The 26,340-nt window shown below is 48.8% G+C and carries 25 protein-coding genes; 2 read left to right on the top strand and 23 right to left on the bottom strand.

The features are described 5' to 3' along the window. Positions 1–4: 4 nt before the first annotated feature. The 6 genes from G9F75_RS17900 to lrpC form a co-directional block, all read right to left on the bottom strand. A complete protein-coding gene (locus G9F75_RS17900; protein ID WP_095061589.1) occupies positions 5–1,267 on the bottom strand; it encodes a glycosyltransferase family 2 protein in 1,263 nt (420 codons plus the stop codon). Next, positions 1,260–2,987, bottom strand: coding sequence for a DUF2334 domain-containing protein (locus G9F75_RS17895; protein WP_022552610.1), 1,728 nt, complete (start codon positions 2,985–2,987; stop codon positions 1,260–1,262). Before G9F75_RS17895 ends, G9F75_RS17900 begins: the two co-directional genes overlap by 8 nt. Then, positions 2,977–3,825, bottom strand: a complete 849-nt coding sequence (locus G9F75_RS17890) for a diguanylate cyclase domain-containing protein (protein WP_061890426.1) — start codon at positions 3,823–3,825, stop codon at positions 2,977–2,979. The genes G9F75_RS17895 and G9F75_RS17890 overlap by 11 nt, the downstream gene beginning before the upstream one ends. Then, positions 3,806–4,891, bottom strand: coding sequence for a hypothetical protein (locus G9F75_RS17885; RefSeq protein ID WP_061890425.1), 1,086 nt, complete (start codon positions 4,889–4,891; stop codon positions 3,806–3,808). The genes G9F75_RS17890 and G9F75_RS17885 overlap by 20 nt, the downstream gene beginning before the upstream one ends. 232 nt (positions 4,892–5,123) lie before the next feature. Then, positions 5,124–7,310 (bottom strand): DNA topoisomerase III, encoded by a 2,187-nt coding sequence (locus G9F75_RS17880; RefSeq protein WP_167409283.1) that lies wholly within the window; start codon positions 7,308–7,310, stop codon positions 5,124–5,126. A gap of 63 nt (positions 7,311–7,373) precedes the next feature. Then, complete coding sequence (gene lrpC / locus G9F75_RS17875; RefSeq protein ID WP_015416842.1) at positions 7,374–7,808, bottom strand: transcriptional regulator LrpC; 435 nt, start codon at positions 7,806–7,808, stop codon at positions 7,374–7,376. A gap of 175 nt (positions 7,809–7,983) precedes the next feature. On the opposite strand from lrpC, the gene G9F75_RS17870 reads away from it, so the two are divergent. Then, positions 7,984–8,274, top strand: coding sequence for a DUF3817 domain-containing protein (locus G9F75_RS17870; protein ID WP_007410179.1), 291 nt, complete (start codon positions 7,984–7,986; stop codon positions 8,272–8,274). Between the two features lie 37 nt (positions 8,275–8,311). Here G9F75_RS17870 and G9F75_RS17865 read toward each other — a convergent pair whose 3' ends face one another. The 9 genes from G9F75_RS17865 to G9F75_RS17825 all read right to left on the bottom strand — a co-directional run bounded on the left by G9F75_RS17865 (position 8,312) and on the right by G9F75_RS17825 (position 19,436). Continuing rightward, on the bottom strand, positions 8,312–9,121 hold the full coding sequence (locus G9F75_RS17865; RefSeq protein ID WP_014416933.1) for a lipid II flippase Amj: 810 nt from the start codon (positions 9,119–9,121) through the stop codon (positions 8,312–8,314). A gap of 496 nt (positions 9,122–9,617) precedes the next feature. Continuing rightward, on the bottom strand, positions 9,618–10,040 hold the full coding sequence (locus tag G9F75_RS17860; protein WP_003156270.1) for a pyridoxamine 5'-phosphate oxidase family protein: 423 nt from the start codon (positions 10,038–10,040) through the stop codon (positions 9,618–9,620). Between the two features lie 6 nt (positions 10,041–10,046). Beyond that, positions 10,047–10,670 (bottom strand): GNAT family N-acetyltransferase, encoded by a 624-nt coding sequence (locus G9F75_RS17855; RefSeq protein ID WP_103527141.1) that lies wholly within the window; start codon positions 10,668–10,670, stop codon positions 10,047–10,049. Between the two features lie 87 nt (positions 10,671–10,757). Next, positions 10,758–11,261 (bottom strand): D-lyxose/D-mannose family sugar isomerase, encoded by a 504-nt coding sequence (locus tag G9F75_RS17850; protein ID WP_103527142.1) that lies wholly within the window; start codon positions 11,259–11,261, stop codon positions 10,758–10,760. Positions 11,262–11,273: 12 nt separating this feature from the next. Continuing rightward, on the bottom strand, positions 11,274–12,134 hold the full coding sequence (locus G9F75_RS17845) for an SDR family oxidoreductase (protein WP_007410307.1): 861 nt from the start codon (positions 12,132–12,134) through the stop codon (positions 11,274–11,276). Between the two features lie 158 nt (positions 12,135–12,292). Further along, positions 12,293–13,807, bottom strand: a complete 1,515-nt coding sequence (locus tag G9F75_RS17840) for a class I adenylate-forming enzyme family protein (RefSeq protein ID WP_014416929.1) — start codon at positions 13,805–13,807, stop codon at positions 12,293–12,295. A gap of 222 nt (positions 13,808–14,029) precedes the next feature. Next, positions 14,030–16,114 carry a BglG family transcription antiterminator gene (locus tag G9F75_RS17835; RefSeq protein ID WP_167409282.1) on the bottom strand — a complete coding sequence of 695 codons (2,085 nt, stop codon included), beginning with the start codon at positions 16,112–16,114 and terminating at the stop codon, positions 14,030–14,032. A 301-nt stretch (positions 16,115–16,415) separates the two neighbouring features. Further along, a complete protein-coding gene (locus tag G9F75_RS17830) occupies positions 16,416–17,318 on the bottom strand; it encodes an aldo/keto reductase (RefSeq protein WP_167409281.1) in 903 nt (300 codons plus the stop codon). Positions 17,319–17,432: 114 nt separating this feature from the next. Then, a complete protein-coding gene (locus G9F75_RS17825; RefSeq protein ID WP_021495105.1) occupies positions 17,433–19,436 on the bottom strand; it encodes a penicillin-binding transpeptidase domain-containing protein in 2,004 nt (667 codons plus the stop codon). A 156-nt stretch (positions 19,437–19,592) separates the two neighbouring features. Between G9F75_RS17825 and G9F75_RS17820 the strand changes: the two genes are divergently transcribed. After that, positions 19,593–19,913 (top strand): antibiotic biosynthesis monooxygenase family protein, encoded by a 321-nt coding sequence (locus tag G9F75_RS17820; protein WP_022552601.1) that lies wholly within the window; start codon positions 19,593–19,595, stop codon positions 19,911–19,913. Here G9F75_RS17820 and G9F75_RS17815 read toward each other — a convergent pair. From G9F75_RS17815 to G9F75_RS17780, 8 genes are all read right to left on the bottom strand, one after another. Next, positions 19,884–20,099: a YczI family protein gene (locus G9F75_RS17815; protein WP_369719110.1), complete on the bottom strand. Its 216-nt coding sequence runs from the start codon at positions 20,097–20,099 to the stop codon at positions 19,884–19,886. The two genes, G9F75_RS17820 and G9F75_RS17815, sit on opposite strands and share 30 nt — an antisense overlap. Before the next feature lie 194 nt (positions 20,100–20,293). Further along, entirely contained in the window at positions 20,294–20,935 is a 642-nt protein-coding gene (locus G9F75_RS17810) for a GDSL-type esterase/lipase family protein (RefSeq protein ID WP_014416924.1), read from the bottom strand. A 64-nt stretch (positions 20,936–20,999) separates the two neighbouring features. Then, entirely contained in the window at positions 21,000–21,749 is a 750-nt protein-coding gene (locus G9F75_RS17805) for an IclR family transcriptional regulator (protein WP_017419257.1), read from the bottom strand. 17 nt (positions 21,750–21,766) lie between these two features. Continuing rightward, positions 21,767–22,774: a 5-oxoprolinase subunit C family protein gene (locus tag G9F75_RS17800; RefSeq protein WP_014720726.1), complete on the bottom strand. Its 1,008-nt coding sequence runs from the start codon at positions 22,772–22,774 to the stop codon at positions 21,767–21,769. A 2-nt stretch (positions 22,775–22,776) separates the two neighbouring features. Further along, positions 22,777–23,508, bottom strand: a complete 732-nt coding sequence (gene pxpB / locus G9F75_RS17795) for a 5-oxoprolinase subunit PxpB (protein ID WP_110124520.1) — start codon at positions 23,506–23,508, stop codon at positions 22,777–22,779. A 30-nt stretch (positions 23,509–23,538) separates the two neighbouring features. After that, entirely contained in the window at positions 23,539–24,333 is a 795-nt protein-coding gene (locus G9F75_RS17790; RefSeq protein WP_025649988.1) for a putative hydro-lyase, read from the bottom strand. A 4-nt stretch (positions 24,334–24,337) separates the two neighbouring features. Then, on the bottom strand, positions 24,338–25,552 hold the full coding sequence (locus G9F75_RS17785; protein WP_072177360.1) for an NRAMP family divalent metal transporter: 1,215 nt from the start codon (positions 25,550–25,552) through the stop codon (positions 24,338–24,340). A gap of 22 nt (positions 25,553–25,574) precedes the next feature. Next, entirely contained in the window at positions 25,575–26,339 is a 765-nt protein-coding gene (locus G9F75_RS17780) for a 5-oxoprolinase subunit PxpA (RefSeq protein ID WP_007609444.1), read from the bottom strand. Position 26,340: the final 1 nt, after the last annotated feature.

The raw sequence follows: 26,340 nt of genomic DNA, 5'->3' as shown, positions 1-26,340 counted from the left end.
AAGGTCACCCGCTTTTATTTTGATTGTATCGCTCCGTTTTGTACCACCTGACTTCCTGCTTGAACAAGCGGTGCTTGATCTCTGTGAATAATGACCAGATGACGAGCACGATCCAAGCCTGAGAGTATGTAAAGTACATCAGAAATACGATAAAGAAGTTTTGTTTGTTCATTTCTGTTTTTTCAATGCTTAAAGTAATCATGACCTCAGTCATAAACAGGAAAAAGGCCAGTATCCACAAAATCATCGCCAAAAACCCGACTGCCAGATGCAGGTCGTAAAAAAGATTGATGATAAAAATCGTGTTTGACATGATCACACCGAAGAAAAACAAAAAATACGTAAAAAAGAAATAAAACAGATCGAAGATGATCCGCTTGCGTTTCAGCTTGAAAAATTGGGATAAAAACTTGAGAACGACGTATTGGTTGCCGCGCGCCCATCTTGTCCGCTGACGCCACCAGACCTTCCATGTCTCAGGCTCCTGCTCCCATGTCACGGCCGCCGGGAAAAAGCGGATATGGTAGCCGAGATTATACACGCGGATGGTCAGCTCGGTATCCTCCGCCAGCGCCTTATCATCCCAGCCGCCGAGCTGTTCGATAATGCTCCGCCTGATCGCGAAGTTCGTCCCCGGGATGGTGGCGATTTTGAACCATTTCCATCTGCCGCCCTGCGCCATCCACTGAAAGCAGATGGTTTCAATATTGATAAACTTCGTCAGAATCGTTTTGGGCGCGTTGATGACACGGAATTTCCCGACAACCGCTCCCGCTTTCTCATCATTCATCAGACCGAGAACCAGGTAGTACACCGCCATTTTTTCCGGCGTATTGTCCGCATCATACACGCAGATCACGTCTCCGTTCGATTCCGCGAACCCTGAGTTCAGCGCCGAAGATTTCCCTTTTCCGGCGTTAGGGGGCTTTGTGATGACCATTTTAATGAAGTCATACTGACGGGAAAATTCATTGACGATGTCTCCCGTCCGGTCGGAGGAATTATCATTAACGACGATGATCTCAAGCCTGTCTTTCGGATAATACAGGTTCACCATCGCCTTCAGCGTCTGCCTGATGACGACCTCCTCATTATGCGCGGGAATGAGCACGCTGACCTTCGGGAGCTCCCCCATCTTTGCGCGCCATTTCGGAATGTTCCGTTCGAAGGTCATATAATGCCTGAATCCGCCCTGCATCAGAAACATGTGATAGAGAAGCATCACCCATATTAAACTTAATGAGATAAAAAACAGAATGTTACTCAAGGCTTCTTCTCTCCTTAAAGATTCGTTTTTTTAATGTGGCGCGCAAATAAAGAACGTAGCAGGCGAACATGATGATAAACAATAACACCACGCCGGAGAGAATCCAAAGCGCTTTTTCCAGAGGCGTCTGCTGATGGTGATTGAAAAAGGCCGTTATCGGATGAATCTTGTTTTCCACATGAATGGTTCCGTCTCCGTCCGTTTTGATCCTGACGCTGTCCGACGTTACCGTTTGCTTCGTTTTCTTCAGATCGAGCCACTCGCCGCCGGGAATCCGCTCCATCTGATTGACGAGCTCGGGGAGGTATTTCATGCCGAGATACGGATGGTAGAAACCGCCCGCCACTCCGCCGCCGAAATCAATCATCTGCGAAATATGATTCTCCATATCTCCGAGCGGATTTTCCTTTGAGTTATCGGCATAACCGATTGTTTCAGGGTACAGCGTCATCCCGTCCAGCATAGCCGGCTTTGAGACGAACGGAGGGGCGCCCGAGGTTTTCCACGTCGTGCCGCTGAGCTGCACTTGTCCGAAAATGCTGGAGAAATAAGAAGATGCGATTTTGTAGCCTTCTTCAGACATCGTATAGTGCGGCGCTTCGAATGACAGCGGGTAAAGGCCGAGCTCTGTCAGATCGTCAATCGCCTGCTCCAGCTTCGTTCTCGTGTAGATGTTTTCTTTTTCACGGAAAGGCTTCACATACGCCCGGTACGCTTTTTCATTCGGAAAATCCTGTTCCTTTTCAAGCTTGACCGGAGTATCATCCGCATTTTCTGACGTAATCGGCTGATCCGCTTTGGCATCCCAAAATTCAAAGCCTTCTCCCGTTTCGCTGTATCGGTATGCGTGCGTGTAGCCGTGAATAATGATGCTGCCGCCCATTTGCTGAAGTTTTTTCAGGACGCTGACCATTTTCGGCTTGTCCGCCAGGTATACTTTTTCTCCGTTTTCCGGATTGAGATAGACCGGAATGACCGCCAGAATAAACGGAATGTGTCTTTTATGCAGGTAAGCACCCGCTTCGTAAAGCAATGTTTCATCTGACATCGGACTGATGTCTTCAAGCCGCAAATAAAGGAGGGTGCCGCCCGCTGATTCTCCGAAAGCGCTGCGCAGCGCTTTCGCCGTCAGAAACGAATCATTTAACAGGCTCGTCACACCGAAATAATAGTCAGAGCGCGCCGTTTTCCACATAAAAGGGCGGGTGCCGCCGTCACCGGACCGGTATGTATAAAGGGACTTCCCTTTTACTCCCGATACGCCGAGCACGGACATCCCTTTTTCAAGCGGCATGTCTGTTTTTTCTTCTTTGCCGTAAATGCGGTATACCGTTTCTTTCTCTGTCAGGGACAAACCCGCAAATTGGCGGAACTGTCCGGCGTTATAGCCGATGCTGATAAGCTGCTGCGGCATGCTGCTGATCAGTGACACAAATGATGTGCTGAGCTTTTTTTTCGTGACGCCGTAATAGATGACGCGCCGATTCTTTTTGAGGTCCGCGGCTGTGATGTCTCCGTCGCTTTTCACGGTGACGGCTGATGAGAAATGGCCCGCGGTCAGATCAAGCATTTTGACCTCAGCGGTTTCTTTGCCGTCCGTGCTTGTATAAATAATGAGAATGCCGTCCTTTTTGTCTTTTGCTTCCGCCGTAAGGGGAACATAAACCGCCGAAATCATGAAGAGCGCCGAGAGTAAGAGACGTATCCATTTAGAGTTCATTCATCATCATCTCGTTTTCCAGTTCATTTAAAAATTGCTCGGCCGTTTGTAAATCCTTTCGGTACGCCAAGTAACATACACGGAAGGTGATGGAGACGTATTTACCGTTTTGCAGCCGGTACGTATCCAATTCCTTTTTCAGCTTCGCCAGAACGGCCGGCATGTTTTCTTCAGGCGTATGGGTCAGCACGATGCCGAACCGTTCGGCGGACGGCCTGAATTTTTTGTCTGTTTCCCGAACGCTTGACCGGATTTGGCGGCTGATAAATGCCAGCAGACGGTCGGTCTCTTTTTCTCCGTAGAGGGATTTGAATTCCTTGAAATAATGCATGTGCAGCAGCAAAAAGACGAAGGAATTGCCGTAGCGTTCCGCCCGCTTGATTTCCTCAGAAAGCTCCAGCTTCATCCGCAGATGGTTGTCAAAGCCGGTCACCCTGTCGACGGCGACAAAGCTCGTAATCTCTTCACGCAGCTGTTTCACTGAGCGCTCAAGCCCCTTCGCCAACTCGTGAATCCTTCCCGCTATGTAAGAAAAGAGCAGCAGCGCAATCCCCCAAATGACCAGCACCTGCAGACTTTCGGCACCGGCAGACGCCATAAAGCCCCCGGTCTGAAACCACAGGAGCAGGCTGCCGAGAACAAATAAGACGAGTAAGGTGATGACGAGCGCGTAGATTGCCCCGAACCATATGCCGGCTCCCGTGACAAGCAATGTGATGCAGGTTATCAGAAGCCCTGCGGATTGCTGAGACGCATAGTAAATAAAAAAAGACAGCAGCACCAGCATAACTGCTGTGTAGCTGCACAGTTTTTGTGATTCATTGAATGATATGTTCATTAAACAATTTCCTTTCAGCCAGAAGCGGCAGCAGGTTATCGAAAGAATGTGTATCGCCCCCGCTCATATAGCCGCCGTAATCAGGTTTCAGCGTGTCCAGTGTTTCAAATGAAGTCATTCTTTCATAAAGCGGCTTGATGACAGCCGGATCAGCTTTTTGTTCTGCTAAAAAAAGAACGGCCAGGGCGTAAACGGACGGTGATTCGTATTGAACCGCCGGCTCCTTCGTGTCTGCGATGTACCGTCCGTACAGCTGTCCGCGCGACTTCCATTCTTCTATGATCCATTTTGACAGCACGGTGGCTTTGTCATCGCCCCGCCTCAGATTCACGGCGGCGTACAGCTGGTCGATGACATTCACTTCGCTGTCATATTTGTATTCCTTTGTTTCAGTATTGAACGATTTCGGCAGAAAACCATTTTTCAGAGGCGCAAGATTGAGAACATCAAGGTTCCGGTTTTCCGTTTTCTCATCGATAATCCCCTTTTCTCTGAGCATCTGTAAGGCGCCGGGGTCGACATAGGACAACGTCACGGTCTTTGATGCGGCATTTGAAGCGGCATCATAATAATCCGTAAAATACCCGTCATTCGTATTGTATTTTTCCAGCGCCTTCCCGATCTGCACCGCTGTTTTCCCGTATTCACTGTTACCCCACAGGGTTCCGGCCTCATTCAGACAGTTCATAATTCTGAAATCGTCAATTAAGGCATTGGTGCCGCTCGCTTTATTCCCGTCAATCTTCCACGACACGAGCCCGTTTTTCGTCAGAAACGAATCGGTGAGAAGCTGATATTGCGCTTGAAACTGCCGTTCATCTTTCCTGTTCAGCAAAAATGCCATCCATAGTCCGAGAGACTCAGATAAATATTCCGGCTCACCGGATATGTTCGTCCGGATCATCCCCCGCCCGTTCATCAATTTATGATAAATAAAATGCTCTGCGGGCTGAAGCGGTCCGGACGGTTCGGCCGCCGCCTGTTTTTCAGTGCCGGCCTCCGCGCACCCCGCCGTCAGAACGATCGAAATCAAAAGGATCATCAGACGAAAAACGAATTGCTTCACAGTCTATCCTCCTATTTTACAAATCCTTTTTTAGACCCATATCTTATTTTTTCACAAAGTATTTTTACTATATAGGAAACGATAAAAGAATACTAGCATTTTTTCACATTGGAAAATTTTAAATGGGAGCACCGCCTGCTCACCTTTTCCCTCTTCACAGGATCGTATTCCCATTACAGTAAAAAACACAAAAAAAGGCAGCATTTCGTTACAAATGCTGCCTTTCTCTGATCTATTTATCCAGGCCGAGTTTTTTCAGCTGTTCTGCCAGCGCGTTGTTCATCGGCTCCTCTTTGTTTTGGCTTTTCATATAAGAGTTGATGTCCCGCTTGGATGCGCGTCCGGATTTATCTTTCGCCTTGCGCTTTTCAAAGACGGACAGTTTCTCCCGGTAGCCGCATACACATGCGAAGGTTTGGCCTTCGCCCTGGCCGCGAAGCTCCATTTTCTTATGACAGTTCGGACAGCGGGCGTTTGTTTTTCTTGCCAGCGTTTTCCGGCTGCCGCACTCACGATCCTGACATACGAGCATCGTGCCGCGTTTGCCGTTGACTTTAAGCATCATTTTGCCGCAATCAGGGCAGGCGGTGCCTGAAATGTTGTCATGTCTGAAAGTTTGGCTGCTGTTTTTGATTTCCTTCACCGTTTTGCCCGCATATGTTTTCATGTCTTTAATGAACACGGCGGATTTCAGTTTGCCCGCTGCGATGGCGGAGAGCTTTTGCTCCCACTCAGCGGTTAAGGCCGGCGATTTTAAATCTTCCGGGACGAGCTGTAAGAGCTGCTTCCCTTTTGACGTAATGAAAATATCTTTTTCTTTTTTCTCGATTAAGAAACTGTTGAACAGTTTTTCAATGATATCAGCGCGGGTGGCGACTGTTCCGAGTCCGCCGGTTTCACCCAATGTTTTCACAAGGTTCTTCTCTTCTCCCTGCATAAAGGCGCTTGGGTTCTCCATTGCGGATAACAGCGTGCCTTCATTAAAGCGCGCCGGCGGTTTCGTCTGTCCGCTCGTTTCTTTCAGTGATGAGACAGTGAGGCGCTGACCCTGCTGAAGATCCGGGAGCGTCTGGTCTTTGTCTTCCTCATGATCGTCGTCATCCTCGTACATATCATACACGGCTTTCCAGCCCGGCGATTGAACCGTTTTCCCTTTTGCGGTAAATGTTTCGCCGCCGATATCGGCTGTAACCTTTGTTTCTTCGTATTCGAACGCCGGCATTAACACGGCGAGAAAACGTTTGGCAATCAGATCGTAAAGTTTTCGTTCTTTGTCGCTGAGGCTTGAAAGGATCAGCGGCTCCTCTGTCGGAATGATGGCATGGTGATCCGATACTTTCGCATCATTGACGAATCCTTTATGCGCCTTGACGCCCCGCTTCAGTATTTGATTGACGTACTGTGCGTACGGCTTAACTTCCATGCCGTTTAAACGGTCTTTTAAAGTCGGCACGATGTCTGCGGAAAGGAATCTGGAATCCGTCCGCGGGTAAGTGACAAGCTTATGCTGTTCATACAGCTTTTGAAGCACGGACAGCGTCTCTTTTGCGGAGAAACCGAAGCGCTTATGAGCGTCCCGCTGCAATTCCGTCAAGTCGTAAAGACCGGGAGCGAAGCTTTTCTTCACCGTTTTTTTCAATTCTGAAATGACTGCCGGCTTTCCTTGCAGATCTTTTGTCAAACGGCCGGTCACCGTCTGATCGAACGTTCTTGTCTGCTTTGTTTTTTTATCCTGCCATGTCAGCGTCATCTGATCAGCCGCCGCGCGGAGACCGTAATAAGGAACGGGTTTGAACGCCTGAATATCCGCTTCACGCTTGGCGATCATCGCCAGTGTCGGAGTCTGAACGCGTCCGCATGACAGCTGTGCGTTAAATTTCGTCGTCAGGGCGCGGGTCGCGTTGATGCCGACGATCCAATCCGCTTCCGCTCTGGCAACCGCGGAATGATACAGGTTTTCGTACTCTTTGCCGCTGCGGAGCTTCTGGAATCCTTCTTTAATCGCCTTATCTGTCACAGAAGAAATCCATAGCCGCTTAATCGGTTTGCGGACGTTTGCCTTTTCGATAATCCAGCGGGCCACAAGCTCCCCTTCCCGTCCTGCGTCTGTAGCGATTACGATCTGGCTGACGTCTTTCCGGACAAGCTGAGCTTTGACCGCATTGAACTGTTTTCCTGTTTTTTTAATGACGACGAGCTTTAAAGGCTCCGGAATAATCGGCAGATCCTCAAGCCGCCATGATTGAAATTCTTTGCCGTATCCTTCAGGGTCAGCGAGCGTTACCAGATGCCCGAGCGCCCATGTGACGATGTAGCGGTCGCCTTCAAGATATCCGTTTCCTTTTTTATGACACTTCAGAACGCGGGCCAAGTCCCGGCCGACTGAAGGTTTTTCAGCTAATACAACTGTTTTTGACATGCTTTTCACTTCTCTTTCTTTCACAATCATCCTGTTATTATAACAGACTTCCTCACGCTCCCTCTAATCGAGGACGTTTTTTGTGTCAATTTCTGAGAAAATGACGTGGGTCACGGTTTGGGCATACGGAGAGGTGCGGTTGATGAAGTGTTCGATCGTTTCCAGGCTGTCCGCGTTCATCTTCAGCATATAACACGCCGCCCCGGCGACCCGAAAACAAAATTCAATGTTGGGAATGGATTGAATGTAGGTTTTGAATTGATCGTATTTCCCGTTTTTCACCGTCGCTTCGACAATGCAGGAGATGGGAAGCCCAATCTTTTTTTGATCAATGTCCAATGTATAGCGCTTAATGACGCCGAAGGATTCAAGCTGTCTGACACGCTCTGTGACGGACGGGGCTGACAATTTGATTTTTCTGCCCAGTTCCCGCATGGACAGGCGGCTGTCCCGCTGCAGCTCTTTAATGATGCTCAGATCCACATTATCTAGTTTCATGACTGTAGTCCTTCCTTACCCTTTTGGCTATATTATCAAGAGAAATCCGAAAAATGACAAGAACAACAGGCTGAATTAATAAAGGTTTTTTAGGAACTGACGCGAAATGGTCATATTAGGACTGCCCTTTGCTTATAGTATAGAGGAAAAAAGATGTCCGACAGGAGGGAGCTGTATGTTACACACGCCGATCGGCAGACTTCGCACGATGGGGTTTATTGAAGGAATGTCGCTTTTGGTGCTGCTGTTTATCGCGATGCCGCTGAAGTATTGGGCTCATCATCCGCTCGCCGTCACCATTGCCGGTTCCATTCACGGCGGTTTGTTTATCATTTATCTGGCGGTGCTGGCGTATGCGGCGTTTACTGTCAAATGGCATGTGAAATGGTCAGCCGCCGGTTTTATCGCGGCCTTTATTCCGTTCGGTAATTTTATTTATGATCGCGGCCTGAGACATTATCAATAAAAAGGCTCCTCTGCAGAAGAGGAGCTTTTTTCATGCGTTACATCCATTTCGTCACCCAGGCGATATAATAAGCGCCGGGGATGAATACGAGCTGAGCGAGAAGCGTGCCCGCGACCCTTGATGTGACCATCGTCAATGATGTCCATTTTAAGGAGACGTAGCTGCGCTTGCCCTTCGCCACATCGTCTGCCAGTACGGAAACTTTCGGATCAACAAACACAGCCAACAGCATAGTCGCAACTCCGTTGATTAAGCCTGATGCCATCACGGCCGTCGTGCTGTGCTCAGGCGCCAGAAGGCCGGCGTACAGAGCGGACAGAACACCGATCGTGTAAATAGACGTAATGACCATATTAATGACAAACAAGCGTTTCGGGATCATTCGGAATTGAAGCCCCTTTAAATAGGAGACTGACGGCAGTCTGATATAAGAACGCGCATGCTTCAGCCCGTTCAGTGAAAATCCTTTTTTAAATACCTGCATGACGGAGCCTCCTCCGTCTGCCAAGTGTATAATCGCCCTGGTGAATAACGCGACGAATGTCGGCAAAAGACAGATGCCGAGTATCGTTCCGACCGTGGAGCCGAATATTAAAAATCGAAACTGGGCGCCCACAAGAGACAGGGCGTTTGATCCGGCGGCATCAATCAGATGTCCGGTAAACGGCTGCTGAACCATGTTTGACATGCGCGACACGATGACCATGACATTAAATAATGACAGCGCGGACGCGATAAAACCGACTCTCGCGCCGGAAAGGCGTGTTGCATAGGCAAGCGTTTCAATCGAATGTATCAGCAGCAGAAAACAGAAGATAAACAGTACTTGTGAAGTAATAACGTGCAATGTATGATTCCTCCAAATCTTTTCTACTGATTAGACTCTGCAGACTGCGGCGAGGTTTCGGCCGGTTGCATAAAAAAACCGCCCGGATGCCCGGCGCGGTTTTGTCTTATTCTTTTCTTACGCAAATAAATAATATATGGTTGCCCGCCTTAGCCCGCGGGTGATTCGTATTAACAGTTCCGACAGAATCATTCTTCGAAAGTAAACACCATGGAAGTTCTTGAACACAAGACAACGAAAGCCCTACCTCTCAATCGTCACTGCGGCTCCGAAGCCGCGCCGGTGTGAATTGTAAAACAAAAAGTCTTTTTTCCATCTCTTCGTTAGGGGCGAATGTCAGAAGGAAAAGAATAAGCTCAGCTTTTTTTCAAGCTGTCCTTTGAAGCCTGAAGCTTCTATATCAAAACAGAAAAAAGAAGTTTACTTTCTTTTTTATTTGCATGTTGTCACTTAGCAATTAAGTATAACAGATTGCCCCTGAATGATCAAATGATTTTTAAAGTTCCAGCTCGGCCGGCGTTTTTTCACCCGCGTTCATGAGCTTGATCTGCTTCGGTTCAATTTCAAGAATCACCAGGTTCGGATCGTCTTTTCCGTCAAACCAGCGTTCCAGTTTCGGATCCCACAGCTTTTCTTTTAAATCGGCTGAGTTGTTCAGTTTGGCGGTTCCGGCCACTTCCACATAAGCGTCTCCGAATCCTTCACAGTCATACCCTAACAGAATATGAACATTCGGATTGTTTTCAATTTCTTCCGCTTTATGAGTGTCTTTGCTCGTCGGCGTGTAAATCGTTAAGCCGTCATGGAAAAATGTCATGTAGCGTGAATGCGGTTTGCCTTGCTCTACCGTCGCAAGCGAACCGACTTTATGATGATCCAGTACTTCAAGCACTTTTTCTTTGATTTCATTTTGATTCATGAAGAATCACTCCTTTTTAACGTCTCCGCTGTTACTTTTCCACATTGGGGAGACATTTAAACCAAGAAATGTGCTCTTCTGCCGATCTTCGCTCCATTCCCGCTTCAGCATGCTGTAGTTCACCGTGTCATGATAGGCGCCCTGTACGAAAATGCCTTCTCTCGTCAGTCCTTCTTTCTGAAATCCGAGCCGCTCCGCCACCGCCCTGCTTTTCGTGTTTTTTTCAGCCGCGCTGATCATGATGCGGTTCAGGCCGAGATCCTGAAATGCATGGGTGAGGACCGCCCGGCAGCTTGCGGTGATAATGCCGAATCCTTCATGCTCTCGATCCAGCCAGTAGCCGATCTCGGCTTTTTGATTGACTGTATCGGCATTATGGATGCTGATCATGCCGCAAAACCGGCCCTTCACAAAAATTCCGGCGTCAAACCCATTCTCTTCCGCGTATTTATAGCGCCATTCAGGGATGATCACATCTCGGTACGTATCAATATCAGCCAGTTCTTCCGCCCAGCTGAGCCATTCGCTGAGATGGTTTTGATTTCGCTTCATAACAGAATACAATTCGTCCGTATCTTCTTTGGCAAGCAATCTGATCGTCAGATGTTCCCGGATTTGACAGGAAAACACGACCACACCTTCTTTCCTTTATTAGCCATTATACAGGTAAATTCATTTTTTTCCATACAAAAAAAGATGAGGCGTACAGCCTCATCCTTAAATGCGCGGGTCGGTGAAAACATCGTGATCATCCGTGCTTGTCGATGACATTTCCGTAATGACCGCCCCTTCTTCTCCCGCTTGAAACCAATGTTTCGTATCCGGCGGAATGGTGTATTGTCCGCCCGGCTCAAGCACAATCTCATGCCAGACGGTGTAGTATTCCTTGTCTTCTTCCGGCGGGAGGACGTTTGGGTTCTCTGTCTTTTCACCTTCTACGTAGAGGTACACCTTCCCCCAGCGGCAGCGGAATGTCTCTTGTTTTCCCTTCTCGCCGCCGACCGGCGGATGGCGGTGTTCCGGACACGTCTGGCCCGGGAAGAGCACCAATTCTTTCGAACAGTAGCGGTCGGTATTCACGTAAATAAACAGCTGAAGCCCGGTTTCCTCAAGCTTGCCTAAGCCGTAATCCATGATTTGAATGTCTTCGACTTCATCATCAGTCAGAACGATTCCCGCTTTTTGATAGTATGCATTCACGTCATGTTTCGATATCGTCATGCTTCAGCCCCCTTATGTGGTCACAAATTTGCCGCCGTTGACATGCAGCGTCTGCCCGGTCATATAAGATGATTCATCTGAGGCCAAGAGCACATAGCAGCCGACATGTTCAACAGGCTGGCCTGCCCGGCCCATCGGCGTAGTCTGACCGAAGGAAGCGACTGTTTCTTCTGAGAATGTCGCCGGAATAAGCGGTGTCCAGATCGGCCCCGGCGCCACGGCGTTGACACGGATACCGTCGTTGACGAGCGCTTGCGCCATGGATCTCGTAAAACCGTTAATCGCGCCTTTCGTAGCCGTGTAGTCAATCAGCTGCGGATTGCCTGTGTAAGGATTAATGGATGTCGTATTGATGATCGCGCTGCCCGGCTTCATGTAATCAATCGCTTTTTTAGTCAAATAAAATTGTGAGTAAAAGTTTGTCTTAAAGGTTCTGTGAAGCTGCTCGCTTGTGATGTCTTTAATGCTTTCTTTCGGATGCTGTTCCGCGGCGTTATTCACGAGAATATCAAGACGCCCGAATTCTTCAACCGTTTTTTCAACGGCTTCATTGCAAAAGTCTTCCTCACCGACATCGCCGGGGATTAACAGACATTTTACGCCTTCTTCTTCCACTCGTTTTTTTGTATCTTCCGCATCACCATGTTCATCAAAATAGACGATCGCGACATTTGCGCCTTCCTTCGCGTAAGCAACCGCTACGGCGCGTCCGATACCGCTGTCGCCCCCTGTGATAAGTGCGGTTTTCCCTTTTAATTTATCAGCGCCTTTATATTCTTTGTATTCATAAACAGGCGCCGGATTCATTTCGCTCTCAATGCCCGGCTGGCGGTTTTGTGATTCCGCCGGGAATTCCTTCGGATAGTTTTCCATGTCGAGTTCCTCCTTCTTGTTCGATCTCATATTTCTTGTCTACCTCGGCTGTCTTTTGGATAAACATGAATGAGACAGTTCAAAACGTTTTCGGAGAAAAATGTTTCACATGGAACGCAAGAAAAAAACCCGGCTGGCAGCCGGGTTTTTATTTTCTATTATGAACGTACCGCTTGTTTGCGGAGCACGTCTTTTCTCACTTTTCCAAGGTTGTTTTTCGGAAGTTCGCTGACGAACTCAATTTCCGGAATTTTAAAGGCGGCAAGACGTTCTTGAAGGAATCGGGTCACTTCTTCTTCTGTCAGGCCTTCTCTGCCGTTTGTCACGATGAACGCTTTCGGCTTTTCGCCGTAGAGCGGATCAGGGATACCGACAACCGCCGTTTCGAGAATTCCCGGCACTTGCTGAATGACCTCTTCAATCTGGTCGGGATAAATATTGTCCCCGCCGTAGATGATGACATCTTTATAACGTCCGGTGATAAAGATAAATCCGTCTTCATCCACATAACCGGAATCGCCGGTATGGAACCAGCCGTCTTTCAGCACTTTTCGTGTCGCTTCTTCGTTACCTTCATAGCCTTTGAATAAAAACGGACTTGTCACAACGACTTCTCCGATTGAGCCTTGCGGAAGGACTTCACCTGTTTCCGGATCTACAACGCGGACGTCCACTTCTTCCATCGGTTTACCCGCGGAAGCGGCTTTATCCATTCCCATTTGCGGATTCCAAGAGCTGATGCCCCATGCTTCCGTGCTTCCGTATCCGTGCATGAGCGGGATGCCGATGTCGAGATACTGCTGGATCAGACTGCTTGGCACCTTTGTGCCTCCCGTCATCATATAAACGATAGAAGACATGTCAGTCTGATGCGTTTCCCATGCTTTCAGCAGGTATGTGTAATAGACAGGCAGCGCCATCACGGTTTGAATTTTCTCTTTTTCGATGAGCTTCAAGTTTTCCACAGGGTCCTGATTGTCTGTCATAATGAATGTCGTTCCGCTCATCGTGCCGACCATCTGGCAGATAATCGCGCTCGTATGGTAATTCGGATGGCATGCTAAGAAGCGGACATGCTGCATTCTCCCCGTGTATGCCAATGTCGCGTTTACGTAGTTGTATATGCCGCCGTGAGTGATCATGCAGCGTTTCGGATTGCCGGTTGTACCTGAGGTAAACATCAGCAATGCCGTATCGTTTTCAGACACCGTTTCGACATCCGGTGTATCACCGGAGCCTGTCAATAAAGCGTCAAACTCAGGCGTTGTCTCCGCAGCTGTTCCTGTTACGACCTTCAGTTTAAGAGAAGATGCAAGCGCAGGAAGCACTTCTTCCATGATCTCTTTAAATTCAGTGCTGTAAAAAACAGCTTTCGGTTCACAGGCTGCTAAAATGCCTTTCATTTCGTAAGGTGTTAATTGCCAGCTGACCGGCACAACCACCGCGCCGATTTCGAGTGCCGCAAACATGACAATGGATGCCGCGTGGCCGTTTTTGCAAAGCATCGCCACTCTGTCGCCTTTTTTTATTCCTTTATCAAGAAGCGCTTGTGCAAGCTGGTTGATTCGTTTTCGATATTCCGCGTAGGTCAGGGTATACGCACCGCTTTTTACAGCTTCGATCTCTTCGCTATTTGAAATGTCATGCAGAATCAGATGCTGTAATGTCTCCATATTTTCATCTCCCATAATGATAAATCACAAAAAAACTCTGTCAGATTTTCTTTCTCACGCAACCCATTTTAAACCAAAAAATATAACTTGTAAAACTATTTTGTTTTAGAACTATTCCATCGGTGAATGATACAATAGTCCCGTGTTTTTAGTTTCTTCCCTTCCCCTTACCCTCATACATGCACAAAAAAACACACCCCACATGAGGTGTGCGCTTCCTGTTTACCGCTGTCCTTTCTCCTGAATGAAATGATAAAACAGCTTGTTTAAACGTTTGTATAAATCGGCCTGATCCTCAGTCTGGAAGGCTTTTATACTGGCTTCGGATTCAATGATGGCCGAGCTGACCGCACTTAGTATTTCCGACCCTTCAGCGGGCATATCAGCCGGCGCCATCATCACTAAAGCGCGGCCAACGGTCAGGGAATTTCCGTCCATGCCTTTGACACTGCATGGAGCTGTCAAATCATAAATTTTGAAAAAAGGCGTGACAATTTCTTCATTTTTGAGATGGTACAGCGCCATTGCCGTTCCCGGAATGCCGAGTCCGCCCTGTTCTTCACGCTCTGCAAGGCGCTGTGCGGTTTTTCGGGCATGATGAACCAATCCTTCTTCCTCCAGCATGGCAAACATACGGTTCAAAAACAGCTCATACGCCATGTTTGAATCAATGGATTTGATCGAAAAGTTCCGCAGCACGCTTTGGATAACCGCCGCATAATGCGCCATACGCCCGGCCGCTTCCAGCATATCAGGCGTCTCCGGCTGGTTCTCTTCTCTTCTGCCGTTTCTTTTCTTGTCAAGAATCAGCGGAATCTTTCTTTTGATGTACTGCTTGACCTGATCGGCGTCTTCTTCATTTAAAAGCGGACTGACCATGACATAATCAATGTTTTCATACGGGATCGGCACAGTGGACACGATCATGTCGTATGCGGCGGTATCACGGTCCTTCAGTTCAATAAGGGAAGACATATCAAAGGAACGGATTTCCGGGAGCTCTTTTTTCAGTCTGGATGCGAGCATTTTGGACGACCCGATGCCGCTTGAACAGACGATCAGCGCTTTGATTTTCGCTTCTTCCCGTTTGATTTCCAGGGCGGAGCCGAAGTGCAGAACGATGAAAGCGATCTCATCATCAGGAAAATGAAGCCCCGGAAAGAATTTTTCCATTCCTTCTTCTACGGCCATATACAGCAGGAAGTAGTCGCGTTTAATTTGCTGAGTCATCGGGTTGTACATGTCAATACTCTCTTTTACCCGGTTGATGGCTGGTTCGAGATGGGCGATTAAACCGTCGTATAAAGAGCCGTTTTCCCTCAGATCTATTTTAATTTTTTCTGAAATGAAGCCGATCAGCTGCTTTGTTTGCAAAGCCGTTTCAACTTCAATGTTCTCGGGCTTGAATTCGGTTTTGTATTGGCGGTTGGCGCTCCGTAAATGGATGGTGATATAGCCGATCTCAGCCTCCGGTATCGAAACGCCGAATGCTTTCTCAAGCTCTTTTGCCATTTCGAGCGCGGAGCCGTATTCCTTCGTCTGCTGCAGCGCTTTTAGTTCAGAAGCCTCCATCGTGATGGTTTCTCCGAGTCTGATCCGCTCCATCGCAAAGGTTAAATGAACCGCCAGCGCCATATAGGAGCTGTCAGATAAGGCGATCGAAATTTTTTCCTTGAGCTGGATCAAGAGCCGGTCCATTTTCAAAAGTTCCGCTTTATTTACGACGCCGAACATTTTATCATCAGCGTCGGGTTTTCCTTTAATATTCAATTCAACCGCTTCCAAAAAGCTTTGAATATCAAGGCGGTTGACCATGAGATTGCCGACGATTTTCCGTTTCGCATTTTCCGGTCCCGTCAGCTGAATGCCGAAGCCTCTTTTTCGGATCAGCGTCAAGCCGAAGGGCGCAATCCAAGTCTCCAGCTCATCAAGATCATAACTGATCGTCGCGTTTGTCACTTGGAGTTCGTTCGCCAGGCTGTAGAGCTTGATCGGATCTTGGGACTCTAATAGTGAACATAGGATTAAAAGTTTCCGCTCCTCAGCGCTGTATTCTTGCTGTTCATAGGACAGGTCTGACAGGAGTTTTTGTTTGTCCTCCGGGTTTCCTACCGCTTTCAGTCCTTTGCCGGGCTGTTTATCAAGTGCCAGACCGAATGATTCCATCAGCGGTTTGATGGTTTTTAACTCGCGGTGAACGGTTCTTGTGCTGACTTGTAAAGCTTCCGCCAGTTCATGCACTGTTTCGTACCGGTTCTGCAGTAAAAGATGTTTCATTAATTTTTGTTCTCTCGCTGTCATATACATGAAACGCGCCTCCAGATTTTCTAGTTGTGGGGGATGCGGCACATGGGGGGTGCTTCCGGGGAAAGTGTTGTAATTAAAAATATAAAACGCTTTCAATGATTATTCAACCATTTTCTAATGGCAATTTGGCACTGGTCCGTGTGACAGTATTGAACAAGAAAAATGTGTCAGATAATATGCCGTGATGCTTGGTTCCTTTCATCTGAACGGCTATACTTCAAAGTGACCTTACTTGTTTTTAGACATTGCACACCACATAAACAAACGCCCGGGAAGATACCTTCCGGGGCGTTTGTTTTGTTTATGGAATATCATAACCTTGAACACTTGTATAAACCCGAAACCATTGATCATGGCTGAGTGTGTAAGCTGATGCACGCACCGCGGCGGAAATGCGGCTCTGTTTTCCGCTGCCGACAATCGGCATGATGTCTGCCGGGTGGGTGAACAGCCATGCGTACATGACTTCGTCAATGGAAGCGGCGCCGATTTCTTCCTGTACGGAACAAAGCGCGGCACGGATTCGGACGTCCTTATCTGATTGTCCGGTAAAGACGCTCCCGCCCGCAAGCGGTGACCACGCCATCGGCGGAATGCGTTTTTCCTGACAGAAATCCAGCGTGCCGTCATGAATATTTTCCAGCTCGTACGCCGAGATTTCAATTTGGTTTGTGATGAGCGGATCATCCAAATAGGATTCGAGCATTCTGTACTGGTGCACTTTAAAGTTCGATACTCCGAAATATCTGACCTTTCCCGAGCTTTTCAGCGCGTGAAACGCTTCAGCCACAGCCTCCGGGTCCATAAGCGGGTCCGGTCTGTGAATGAGCAGCACATCCAGATAATCCGTATTCAGATTCAAAAGCGACTGCTCCGCCGACGCTAAAATGTGAGACTTCGACGTATTATAATGATGCGACTTGTTTCCGGGCCGTTCCGGTGATTCAATGACAATCCCGCATTTTGTGACGATTTCGATTCGCTCCCTTATTGAAGGCGAAAGGGACAAAGCGCCGCCGAACAGCTTTTCACACGTATAACCGCCGTATATATCGGCATGGTCGAAGGTGGTGATGCCTTGGCTGATACACCATTCAATCAGATTCAGCAGCTCTCCGTCTGAAACATTCCATTCGTTCAGACGCCAAAGCCCGTGTATCACTCTTGAAAATTCCAGGTCTTCAGCCAATTGAATGCGCTGCATGTGAAATCCCCCTTTTTCTTAGAGCCTCTTGTATCTCTGTTTTCAGGAATTGCCCATGCTGTTTCATTCTGCTTCGGCGGCCGATTTTCCTTTCAGCCCGCAAAAAATCGTCATTTAATGATTCTGAAACTGCTTTTTCGCTTTTTCAACGACGTAATGGCTTCCGCCGCGTTTTTTGACGTCTTGAATCATCATCGCGATCAAGAGGTCTTTCTTTTTATAATCGTAACCGACAAACCAGCCGTTTTCTTTGCCGTCTTTATCTTCTTTAGACGTTTTCAGCTCGGCTGTACCGGTTTTCCCGGCTACGGTAATGCCGCTTACGGCCGGCTGATATGCAGAGCCGCGCGGATCTTCAACGACGCCTCTCAGCCCTTTTGTGATTTCTTCGGCATTGGCTTCCGACACCACTTGCTTATGCCAGATTTGCGGTGTTTTTTCTCCGTCTTTGATCAATGTCGGTTTGACGAGATTTCCGTCTGTTACAAATGCGGTATAGTCAGCCGCTAAGTGCAGCGGAGACATCAGCATCTGCCCCTGGCCGTAGCCCGTATCTCCGAGAAGGATCTCGGAATCAAGCTTGCCGTTAGCGATTGAAGACTTTTCAATCGGAAATTGGTACGGAATCTCTTCATCAAAGCCAAATGTTTTTAATCCTTTTGTAAACGCGTCCGCTCCGGCATCTATGGCATTTTGCGCAAAGTAGATGTTGTCCGATGTGATCAGCGCGTTTTCGAGATCCACTTCATTCAGGCGCTCTGATACGCGTGTGACATGGTAACCGCCCCAGCTTGAATCTTTCTGCCACTCTTTTCCGGTGATTTTTTTCTTTTCTGACGCTTTCAATGTGCCGTTTGTCAGGCCGACTGCCGCGGCAATCGGTTTAATCGTTGATCCCGGCGCATAAAGTTTGTTGAATTTCGCTGAAAACGGATTGTTTTTATCTTCATTCAGCTTTTTCCATTCTTTGCCGCTCCAGCCGAAAATAAAGCCGTTCGGGTCATAAGACGGTGCGCTGACGAGCGCGAGTGTCTCTCCCGTTTGCGGTTCGAGAGCGACTGCCGCTCCGCTGTCATCTTTCATAGAATCATACAGCTTCGTCTGCGTTTTCATGTCAATCGTTACATGAATATCCTGCCCGCTTTCGGCTTTCTTTTCAGCAATGACCTCACCTGTTTGCGGGACGTAAATTTTCCAGCCGGTCGTGCCGCGCAGCTTGTCTTCATATACATTCTCAAGGCCGGCGATGCCGATTTTGGAAGTATCGCTGTATTGGCCGTCTTTCGCTTTTTTCAGCTGCTCCGCTGTGATGGTTTTAATATAGCCGGTCAGATGGGCCGCTTTTTCGCCGTACGGATAGTAGCGGGAGCTGACTTTCGTTTTCGTCACGCCGTCTAATGCGAGCAGGCTTTTGACCTTGCTTTCATCATCCGGTCTGATTTTTTGAATCGGGACATAGGAGTCGTCTTTTACCCAGCCCTGGTTCAGTTTGCTTTTGATATCGTCTTCAGAAAGGTCCAGTTTTTCAGACAGTTTTTTGATCACGCTGTCTTTATCCTTGCCGAGTTTTCCAGGGATAATGCCGATTTCCGGCACCTCGGTATTCACGGCGAGACCTTTTCCGTCTTTGTCGTAAATTTGTCCGCGCTTCGGTTCTTCATTTGCGATCTGCACGGTTTTGTCATCGGAAAGCTGTTTGAAAATAAAAGAAGGATTCCAGTCGATGTTCCATGATTCTCCATCGTCTGTTTTTTCTTTTTTCAGGACGGCCGTGTTTTCAAAAGCGACCTTCCCTGCTTTTGTATCCATGCTGACCTTATAATCGATGTGCTGGAGGTCATCTTTTTTCTTGTCGTCTTCGTCCTGTTTTTCGGCAGTGACTTTCAGATTTTTAACCCCTGCTTGTTCATAAATGGTTTCATATCGCTTTACAAAATCCTTTTTGGATAGTTTTTTCTTTTCATCCTGGGTGAGGCTTTGGTACATCTTATCGTAATGACCGCCGTTCCAGTCTTTTACGAAATCTTTCATTCTGTCTTCGGCCGATTCCGTTTTCGAGCAGCCGATCAAACCTATGATTCCTGCGAGTAAAAGTAATAGGTATAACCCTTTTTTCACTGTCTATTCCCCTGCCTTCCAACTGTTATTTTCTCCTAAACCAAATCAGACTGGCAAGGATTTTTTTCTCATATTGTTTAAAATTTTTTTGTTTTTCCTGCCGTCACGGGCCATATTCTTATACAATGTATCTATTAAAAAAAGGGGGAATTTCAGATGATCAGAGAAGCAGCCATGCTGTATGTAAAAGAAGGTCTTGAGGGGGAATTCGAAGAGGCATTCCGCTGGGCGGAGCCGATTATAGCGGGCATGAAAGGTTATCTGTCCCATTCCTTGTCCAAATGTATGGAAAAGACGCATAAATATTTACTGCTTGTGGAATGGGAGACATTGGAAGATCATACAAAAGGCTTTCGCGGATCGCCGGAATATCAGGAATGGAAAGCCTTACTGCACCGTTTTTATTCACCATTTCCCGTTGTGGAGCATTTTCAGGATCTATCAGACTCAGATCGCGTGAAGCGTAAAACCGATTAAGGAGATTGACCATACAAAAACGGCGGTATAGATATTGAATTTCCCGGAACCGTCGTTTTCTTTCCGTTTTTCCTCCAGCCCCTGAATGAACATGACCGCACCGAGAAACACGAGCATAACCGGCTGTATGACAGAGGTATGTTCCGCATACGTAAATGCGGCGGCCGCAAGTATAATAATCAGCATCGCGAGTGATAGTTTTAAGGCGCGCAGCAAAGCAATCCATCCTTTCTGTTATCATTTTTTGAACACAATTCTATTTCTGTCTTTATCCCCCATTATTCTAGCGTATTTTTTGCGCGGATAGAACGAAAGTCGGACAATTTTAAGTTTGTTTTAAGGAGCACGAAAAGCGCGCTCCCGATGAAAAGGAGCGCGCGTTATGAGCGGGCGAGGCTTCCGTATCCGAGCCCCCGCAGGACGCATGCCATGACTTCATATCCCTTGCTGTTGGGGTGTACGCGGTCATGAGAGAGATATTCATTCATTTTTCCTTTGAAAGCGCTGTGGACGTCGGCGATTTTGACGTGCGGCGCCGATGCGAGTGTGCTGAGGTGCGCATTATAAGAGGATATCCATTTTTCTGCAATGGAGATTCCCGGGAAAGGATTGTATAAATTAAAGACGCGGATCTCATAAGGAGACGGGTGCGGTCCTTTTAAGGCAGCGATCTTGGCTATCATCTTTTCAAAGTTCTCATGGCAGTGACTGGACACGCTGGTGAACACCGAAGCGTCCGATGTTTGCTGATATGCCTGAACCGAATCGATCAAATCGTTGCCGCAGCCTGTAATCGTAATCATATCAGCAGCCTGAATCCGCCTCTGAATGTACGGCAAGGACATAAGCCCGAGAATTTCTCCCGTCTCAAGGCCTGATTTGGCAAAGATGGATACGTCAGTTCTTGTCTGTAAATCTTCTGCCAGCATACGCCCGAACCGCTGGACAAAACCGGCGGAAAACGGCCCGGCCCCCCTCCCCGTCGTCAAAGAATCCCCCAGCGCCGTATAAACAAGTCCCATTTACTTTCCTCCACTCGTTACTATCGATATTGTAATGTACGCGAGTGAAGAAAAATTGGCTCGGTCAATAACCCAATTTCTCAGAAATATGCTGTGCTGCGTTTTTGACCTTTTCGGTTAAATATGGCAGCCTGTCCTCTGAAAACCGGGCTTCGAAGCCGGCGATGCTGATTCCGGCAGCCACCTTACCTTCGTGATTGAAAATCGGCGCTCCGATCGCCGCCGTGTAATCTTCTAATTCCGAATAGCTGATCGTATACCCTGATTGCAAGGATCTTTCAATGGATTGAAGAAGTTCAGCCCGATCCGTCATCGTGCCTGAGGCGATTGCGGCAAGCTTTGTCTTCTGAATGTATGTGTCAATCTCCTCTTTTGGCAGAAACGATAGAATGCTTCTGGCGCACGCTCCCGCGTACAGCGGCGACCGGCGGCCGATTGCCGTATACAGGCGGACGGTTTGGGTGCCTTCAATTTTCTCGACGTAAATGGCTTCATCTCCGTCCCTCATGATCAGCTGAACGGCCTCATCCACTTCGCCGCACAGCTCTTCCATAATCGGCTTGGCTATTTTCCTGATATCCAGACGTTCAGAGACGAGCTGGCCGAATTGTAAAAAGATCAGACCAAGCTGATAACGGCCGTCCGCCGCCCGGGTGAGAAACCCCGTTTCCTCCAGTGAGCTTGCCATGCGATGAACCGAGGTCTTCGGCATTTCCGATAGAGAAACCAGCTCATTTAAGCTCAGGCTCGGTTCAGTCAGAAACAAATGAAGCAGTTCCATTGATTTGATGACGGTTTTGTTTTTGTTTTCCATGGTCTTTAGCCCCTTTGTCAGATCAGCCATTCCATTTTGAGCCTTGCTTTCAGCTCCTTCAGCTGCTGTTCCTTCTCCAAAAGCAGCATTTCCGCTTCCTCCAGCGAAACGGCCCGGAACGTGATATGTTCCCCCGGCATCGTTTGGGCGACGAGAGGAAGATCGGCGGATATGATATGCGCCATCCGCGGATAGCCCCCCGTCGTCTGTCTGTCAGCCAGCAGAATAATCGGATTGCCGTCCGGCGGCACCTGCACCGTTCCGAACGTCACGGCCTCAGATACCATCTCCAGCGGCTCCCGCAATTCAAGCGGAGCGCCCTTCAGCCGGTAGCCCATTCGGTCGGATTGAGGCGTGACCGTATATGACTCTTGATAAAAACGCAATTTTGCTTCTTCTGTAAAAGCGTGAAATTGAGCGCCTTCAAGCACTCGTATGACCGGATTTTTTTTCAGCGGCAGAAATCCCCTGCTGCTGACAGACCAATCAGGCGCTGAGAAACCATGCTGTCCGAAAGAATCGCTCAGACGGTACGCGATTGATTCCGAACATGGCGTCATACGGCCGAGCGGCAGCTCATCATCTTTTTGCAGCGCTCTTCCGCAAAAACCGCCGATCCCCGCTCTGACATACGTGCTTTTGCTTTCCATGACGGCGGGCACGTCAAATCCCCCCGCGACGGCGAGATATGCGCGGCTCCCCATCTTGCACGGCCCGAACGAGACGACGCTGTTTTCCTTTATCAAAACCGGTTTCCACAGAGGAGCGGGCTCCCCATTAATATGAAGGGCAAAATCCGCCCCCGTGACGGCAATAACCGCAGGTTCTGAAAATTCAAAAGAAGGCCCGGGCCCCATAAGCGTAATTTCCAGCCCCGCCTCTTTTTCTTGATTTCCGGCAAGAAGATTGGCGATGCGCAGAGAGATCGTATCCATTGCGCCGCTTCCCAGTACACCGTATTTCTGATACCCCGTCCGCCCCGTGTCCTGAACCGTCGTCAAGAGACCGGGCTTTACCACTTTCATACTCATTCGGCTCCCTCCTTGATGCGGCTGTACTCCTCTGCCGTGATCCGGACGAATTTCACCGTATCGCCCGCTCTCAAAAGACTCGGCGGATGTTCTTCCGGCCTGAAAAGCCGGAGCGGGGTGCTGCCGATCAGCTGCCAGCCGCCGGGAGTGGATATCGGATACACACCGGTCTGCATTCCCGCGATTCCTACTGAACCGGCCGGGATGGACGGCCTTGGCGACGCCTTTCTCGGCGCTCTGATCCGCTCAGACATTCCTCCTAAAAACGGAAATCCCGGCGCAAATCCGAGCATATAAACGAGATATTCGCCTTCAGTATGAATGCGGATGACGTCTTCCGGGGTCAGATCGTTCATCTCAGCGACCTCTTCTAAATCGGGACCGAAATCACCGCCGTAGCAAACGGGGATTTCCATCACCCGGCGCTCTTCTTTGCGGTCGGTCATTGTATGGCTGAGACGTTCCGTCACTTCTTTCTTGACCAGGGCAAAAGGAGAGACGCCTTTTTTTATGTTTGAGACGGCATACACATCATAAAAGATCGTTAAGCTTGTGAATGCCGGAATACATTCAACGAAGCCCGGAAACGGCCGTTCTTCCATACAGGCTGCCGCCGCATGCACCCGGCTGTTGACCTCTTCGCTGATGTGCCCGCCAAAGCGGATGATAACGGCGGAATCACCGTACGGCTGTATATCAAGCGCTGTATTTCCGCTATACTGCATCATTGTCATCACCTCGTTGTATTCTTTCTCACTTTACAGGACAGCAAGCGATTCATTTCGTATATCGGTGATCAGCATGTGCCCCGGTGAATGTGTTATTACGATGTCAGGCTTTGCTTCCATGATCACCGCCTGGGGTGTAACGCCGCAAGCCCAGAATACGGGAACTTCACCTTCCCGCACCGTTACGGCATCTCCGAAATCCGGCTGATGCAAATCGCTGATGCCGATGCTTTGCGGATTTCCGATGCGGACGGGGGCGCCGTGCACGGCGGGAAAACGTGACGTGACCTGCGCCGCGCGGACTGCAAGCCTTTCCGGAATCGGTCTCATGCTGACGACCATCTTTCCCGAAAACGGGCCCGCCGGAACACAGTCAATGTCTGTTTTATACATGGGGACATTCACACCCTCATCGATGTGCCTGATTGGAATGTGCTGATTGATAAGGGCTTGCTCGAATGAAAAACTGCAGCCGATCAAAAACCCGACATCATCATCCTTCCAATACGGCGTAATATCCGTTACCTCTTCAGTAAGCACGCCATGCCGATAAATCCTGTATTTCGGCAAGTCCGTCCGGATATCAGCTCCCGGCGCCGCTATTGCCGGAACGGGTGAACCCGCATCCGTCACGTCAAGCACCGGACAAGGCTTTTGATTGCGCTGGCAGAATAAGAGAAAATCAAAGGCAAGATCCTTTTGCAAAACGACGAGATTGGCTTGTGCGTAAGAAGCGGCCACCCCCGCCGTCGGCCCGGTCATCTGCCCCTTCCTGATCAGCTGTCTGATTTCTTCGGGGCTCATGTCTCTCATATGTTTTTTCATATCATCAGCTCCATAGCTGCGGCATCTGCGTGAATAATGTATAGATGCCCATAACCGCCATGACAACCACTACGATCGCCCCTGCAATCGTGAGCCAGATCGGATGCTTGTAATCGCCGACGATTTTTTTCTTATAAGCGCCCAACAGAATCATCGCTAATGCAAGCGGCAGAATTAAGCCGTTAAGCGAACCGACCGCGACCAGAATTTTGGCAGGCTGGCCGATCGTGACAAAAATAAGAGTGGATACGATGATAAAGCCGATAATTACGCCATGTGAGTGCTTTTCGATTTTTGCCGAAAACGATTTGAAGAATGACACCGATGTATAGGCGGCGCCGATGACAGACGTGATAGCGGCAGACCACATGATGACGCCGAAAATTTTATAGCCTACATTTCCCGCCGCAAGCCGGAATACAGAAGCCGCGGGATTATCAGGATCAATGCTCAGGCCCTTTGAGACGACGCCAAGCACGGCGAGAAACAGGGCAATCCGCATAATCGATGTAATCAGAACGCCTGTGATGGAGCTTTTCGTGACCTGAGGAATGACTTCCTTCCCTTGGATGCCTGAATCAAGCAAACGGTGGCCGCCGGCAAATGTAATGTATCCGCCGACTGTGCCGCCGACAAGCGTCACGATCGCCAGCACACTGATATGATCAGGCATAAAAGTTTTCACAACGGCGTGTCCGACCGGCGGAGCCGTCGTTACGGCAACATACACCGTCAATACGATCATGACGATGCCGGCGATCTGCATAAAACGATCCATGACTTTTCCGGCTTCCTTTATGACAAAAATCAGCACCGCGACCGCTGCGCTGATTAAAGCGCCGATCTCCGGTTTGATCCCGAATAATACTTGAAGACCGAGACCTGCGCCGCCGATGTTTCCGATATTAAACGCAAGTCCGCCGAGCACGACCAGAAAAGCAATGGCATAACCGGCGCCCGGAAGCACCATATTGGCAATCTCTTGGCCGCGCTTTCCGGAAACCGCGATAATCCGCCATACATTGGTTTGCGCGAAAATGTCCAAAATAATAGAAATTAAAATGATAAAGCCGAAGCTTGCCGCCAATGTATTGGTAAACGTGGCCGTTTGCGTCAGAAAGCCGGGCCCGATTGATGATGTCGCCATCAAAAATGTCGCGCCTAAAAGAAGCGACCATTTGCCGGAAGCCTTTCCGGCTGTTTTTTTCTTTTGCTCCATGCTGTCTTCCTCCCTCTGCTGCTCAGTCTTTTGCAAGCGCGCTGATTTGAATGTCTGCCGCTTTTAATTCTTTTTTGATTGTTTTTGCGAATGTGAGGGCGTGGGCTCCGTCTCCGTGAATGCAGACCGTGTCCGCTTTCAGGCTTACAGCTTGTCCCTTACGTGATGTCACCGTGCTGTCTTTCACCATTTGAATCACTTGACCGACCGCTTTTTTGTCATCCTGAATCAGCGCATCCGGCTCTGAACGCGGCGTCAGCGTGCCGTCTTCCTGATAGGTGCGGTCCGCAAACACTTCGCTTGCCGTCCTCAGTCCGATTCGATCTCCCGCTTTAATCAGCTCGCTTCCGGAAAGCCCGAAAAGAATAAGCCCGGGATCAAAATGACAGACCGCCTGAGCGATGGCTTCTGACAGGCCGGGATTGACGGCGGCCATATTATATAAAGCGCCGTGCGGCTTCACATGCTGCATCTCGACACCTTCTGCTTTTAAAAAACCTGACAGCGCGCCGATTTGGTACAGCGTCAGATCATACGCTTCCTCGGGTGTAATCGCGATCTGCCGCCGCCCGAATCCCTGAAGATCGAACAGTCCCGGATGAGCGCCGATTTTCACGCCTTTTTCCGCCGCAAGCGCAACCGTTTTGCGCATCACGCTGGGATCACCCGCATGAAAGCCGCAGGCGATGTTTGCAGATGTCACATAGTCCAAAATCTCTTCATCCAGCCCGATTTTATAAGCACCGAAACTCTCTCCTAAATCACAATTGATGTCAATCTGAAACATA

This window comes from Bacillus sp. EKM208B (genome assembly GCF_011800725.1).
Taxonomy (GTDB): Bacteria; Bacillota; Bacilli; order Bacillales; family Bacillaceae; genus Bacillus; species Bacillus velezensis.
Note: the sequence above shows the minus strand (reverse complement) of the source record. Positions and strands in the feature narration are given on the sequence as shown.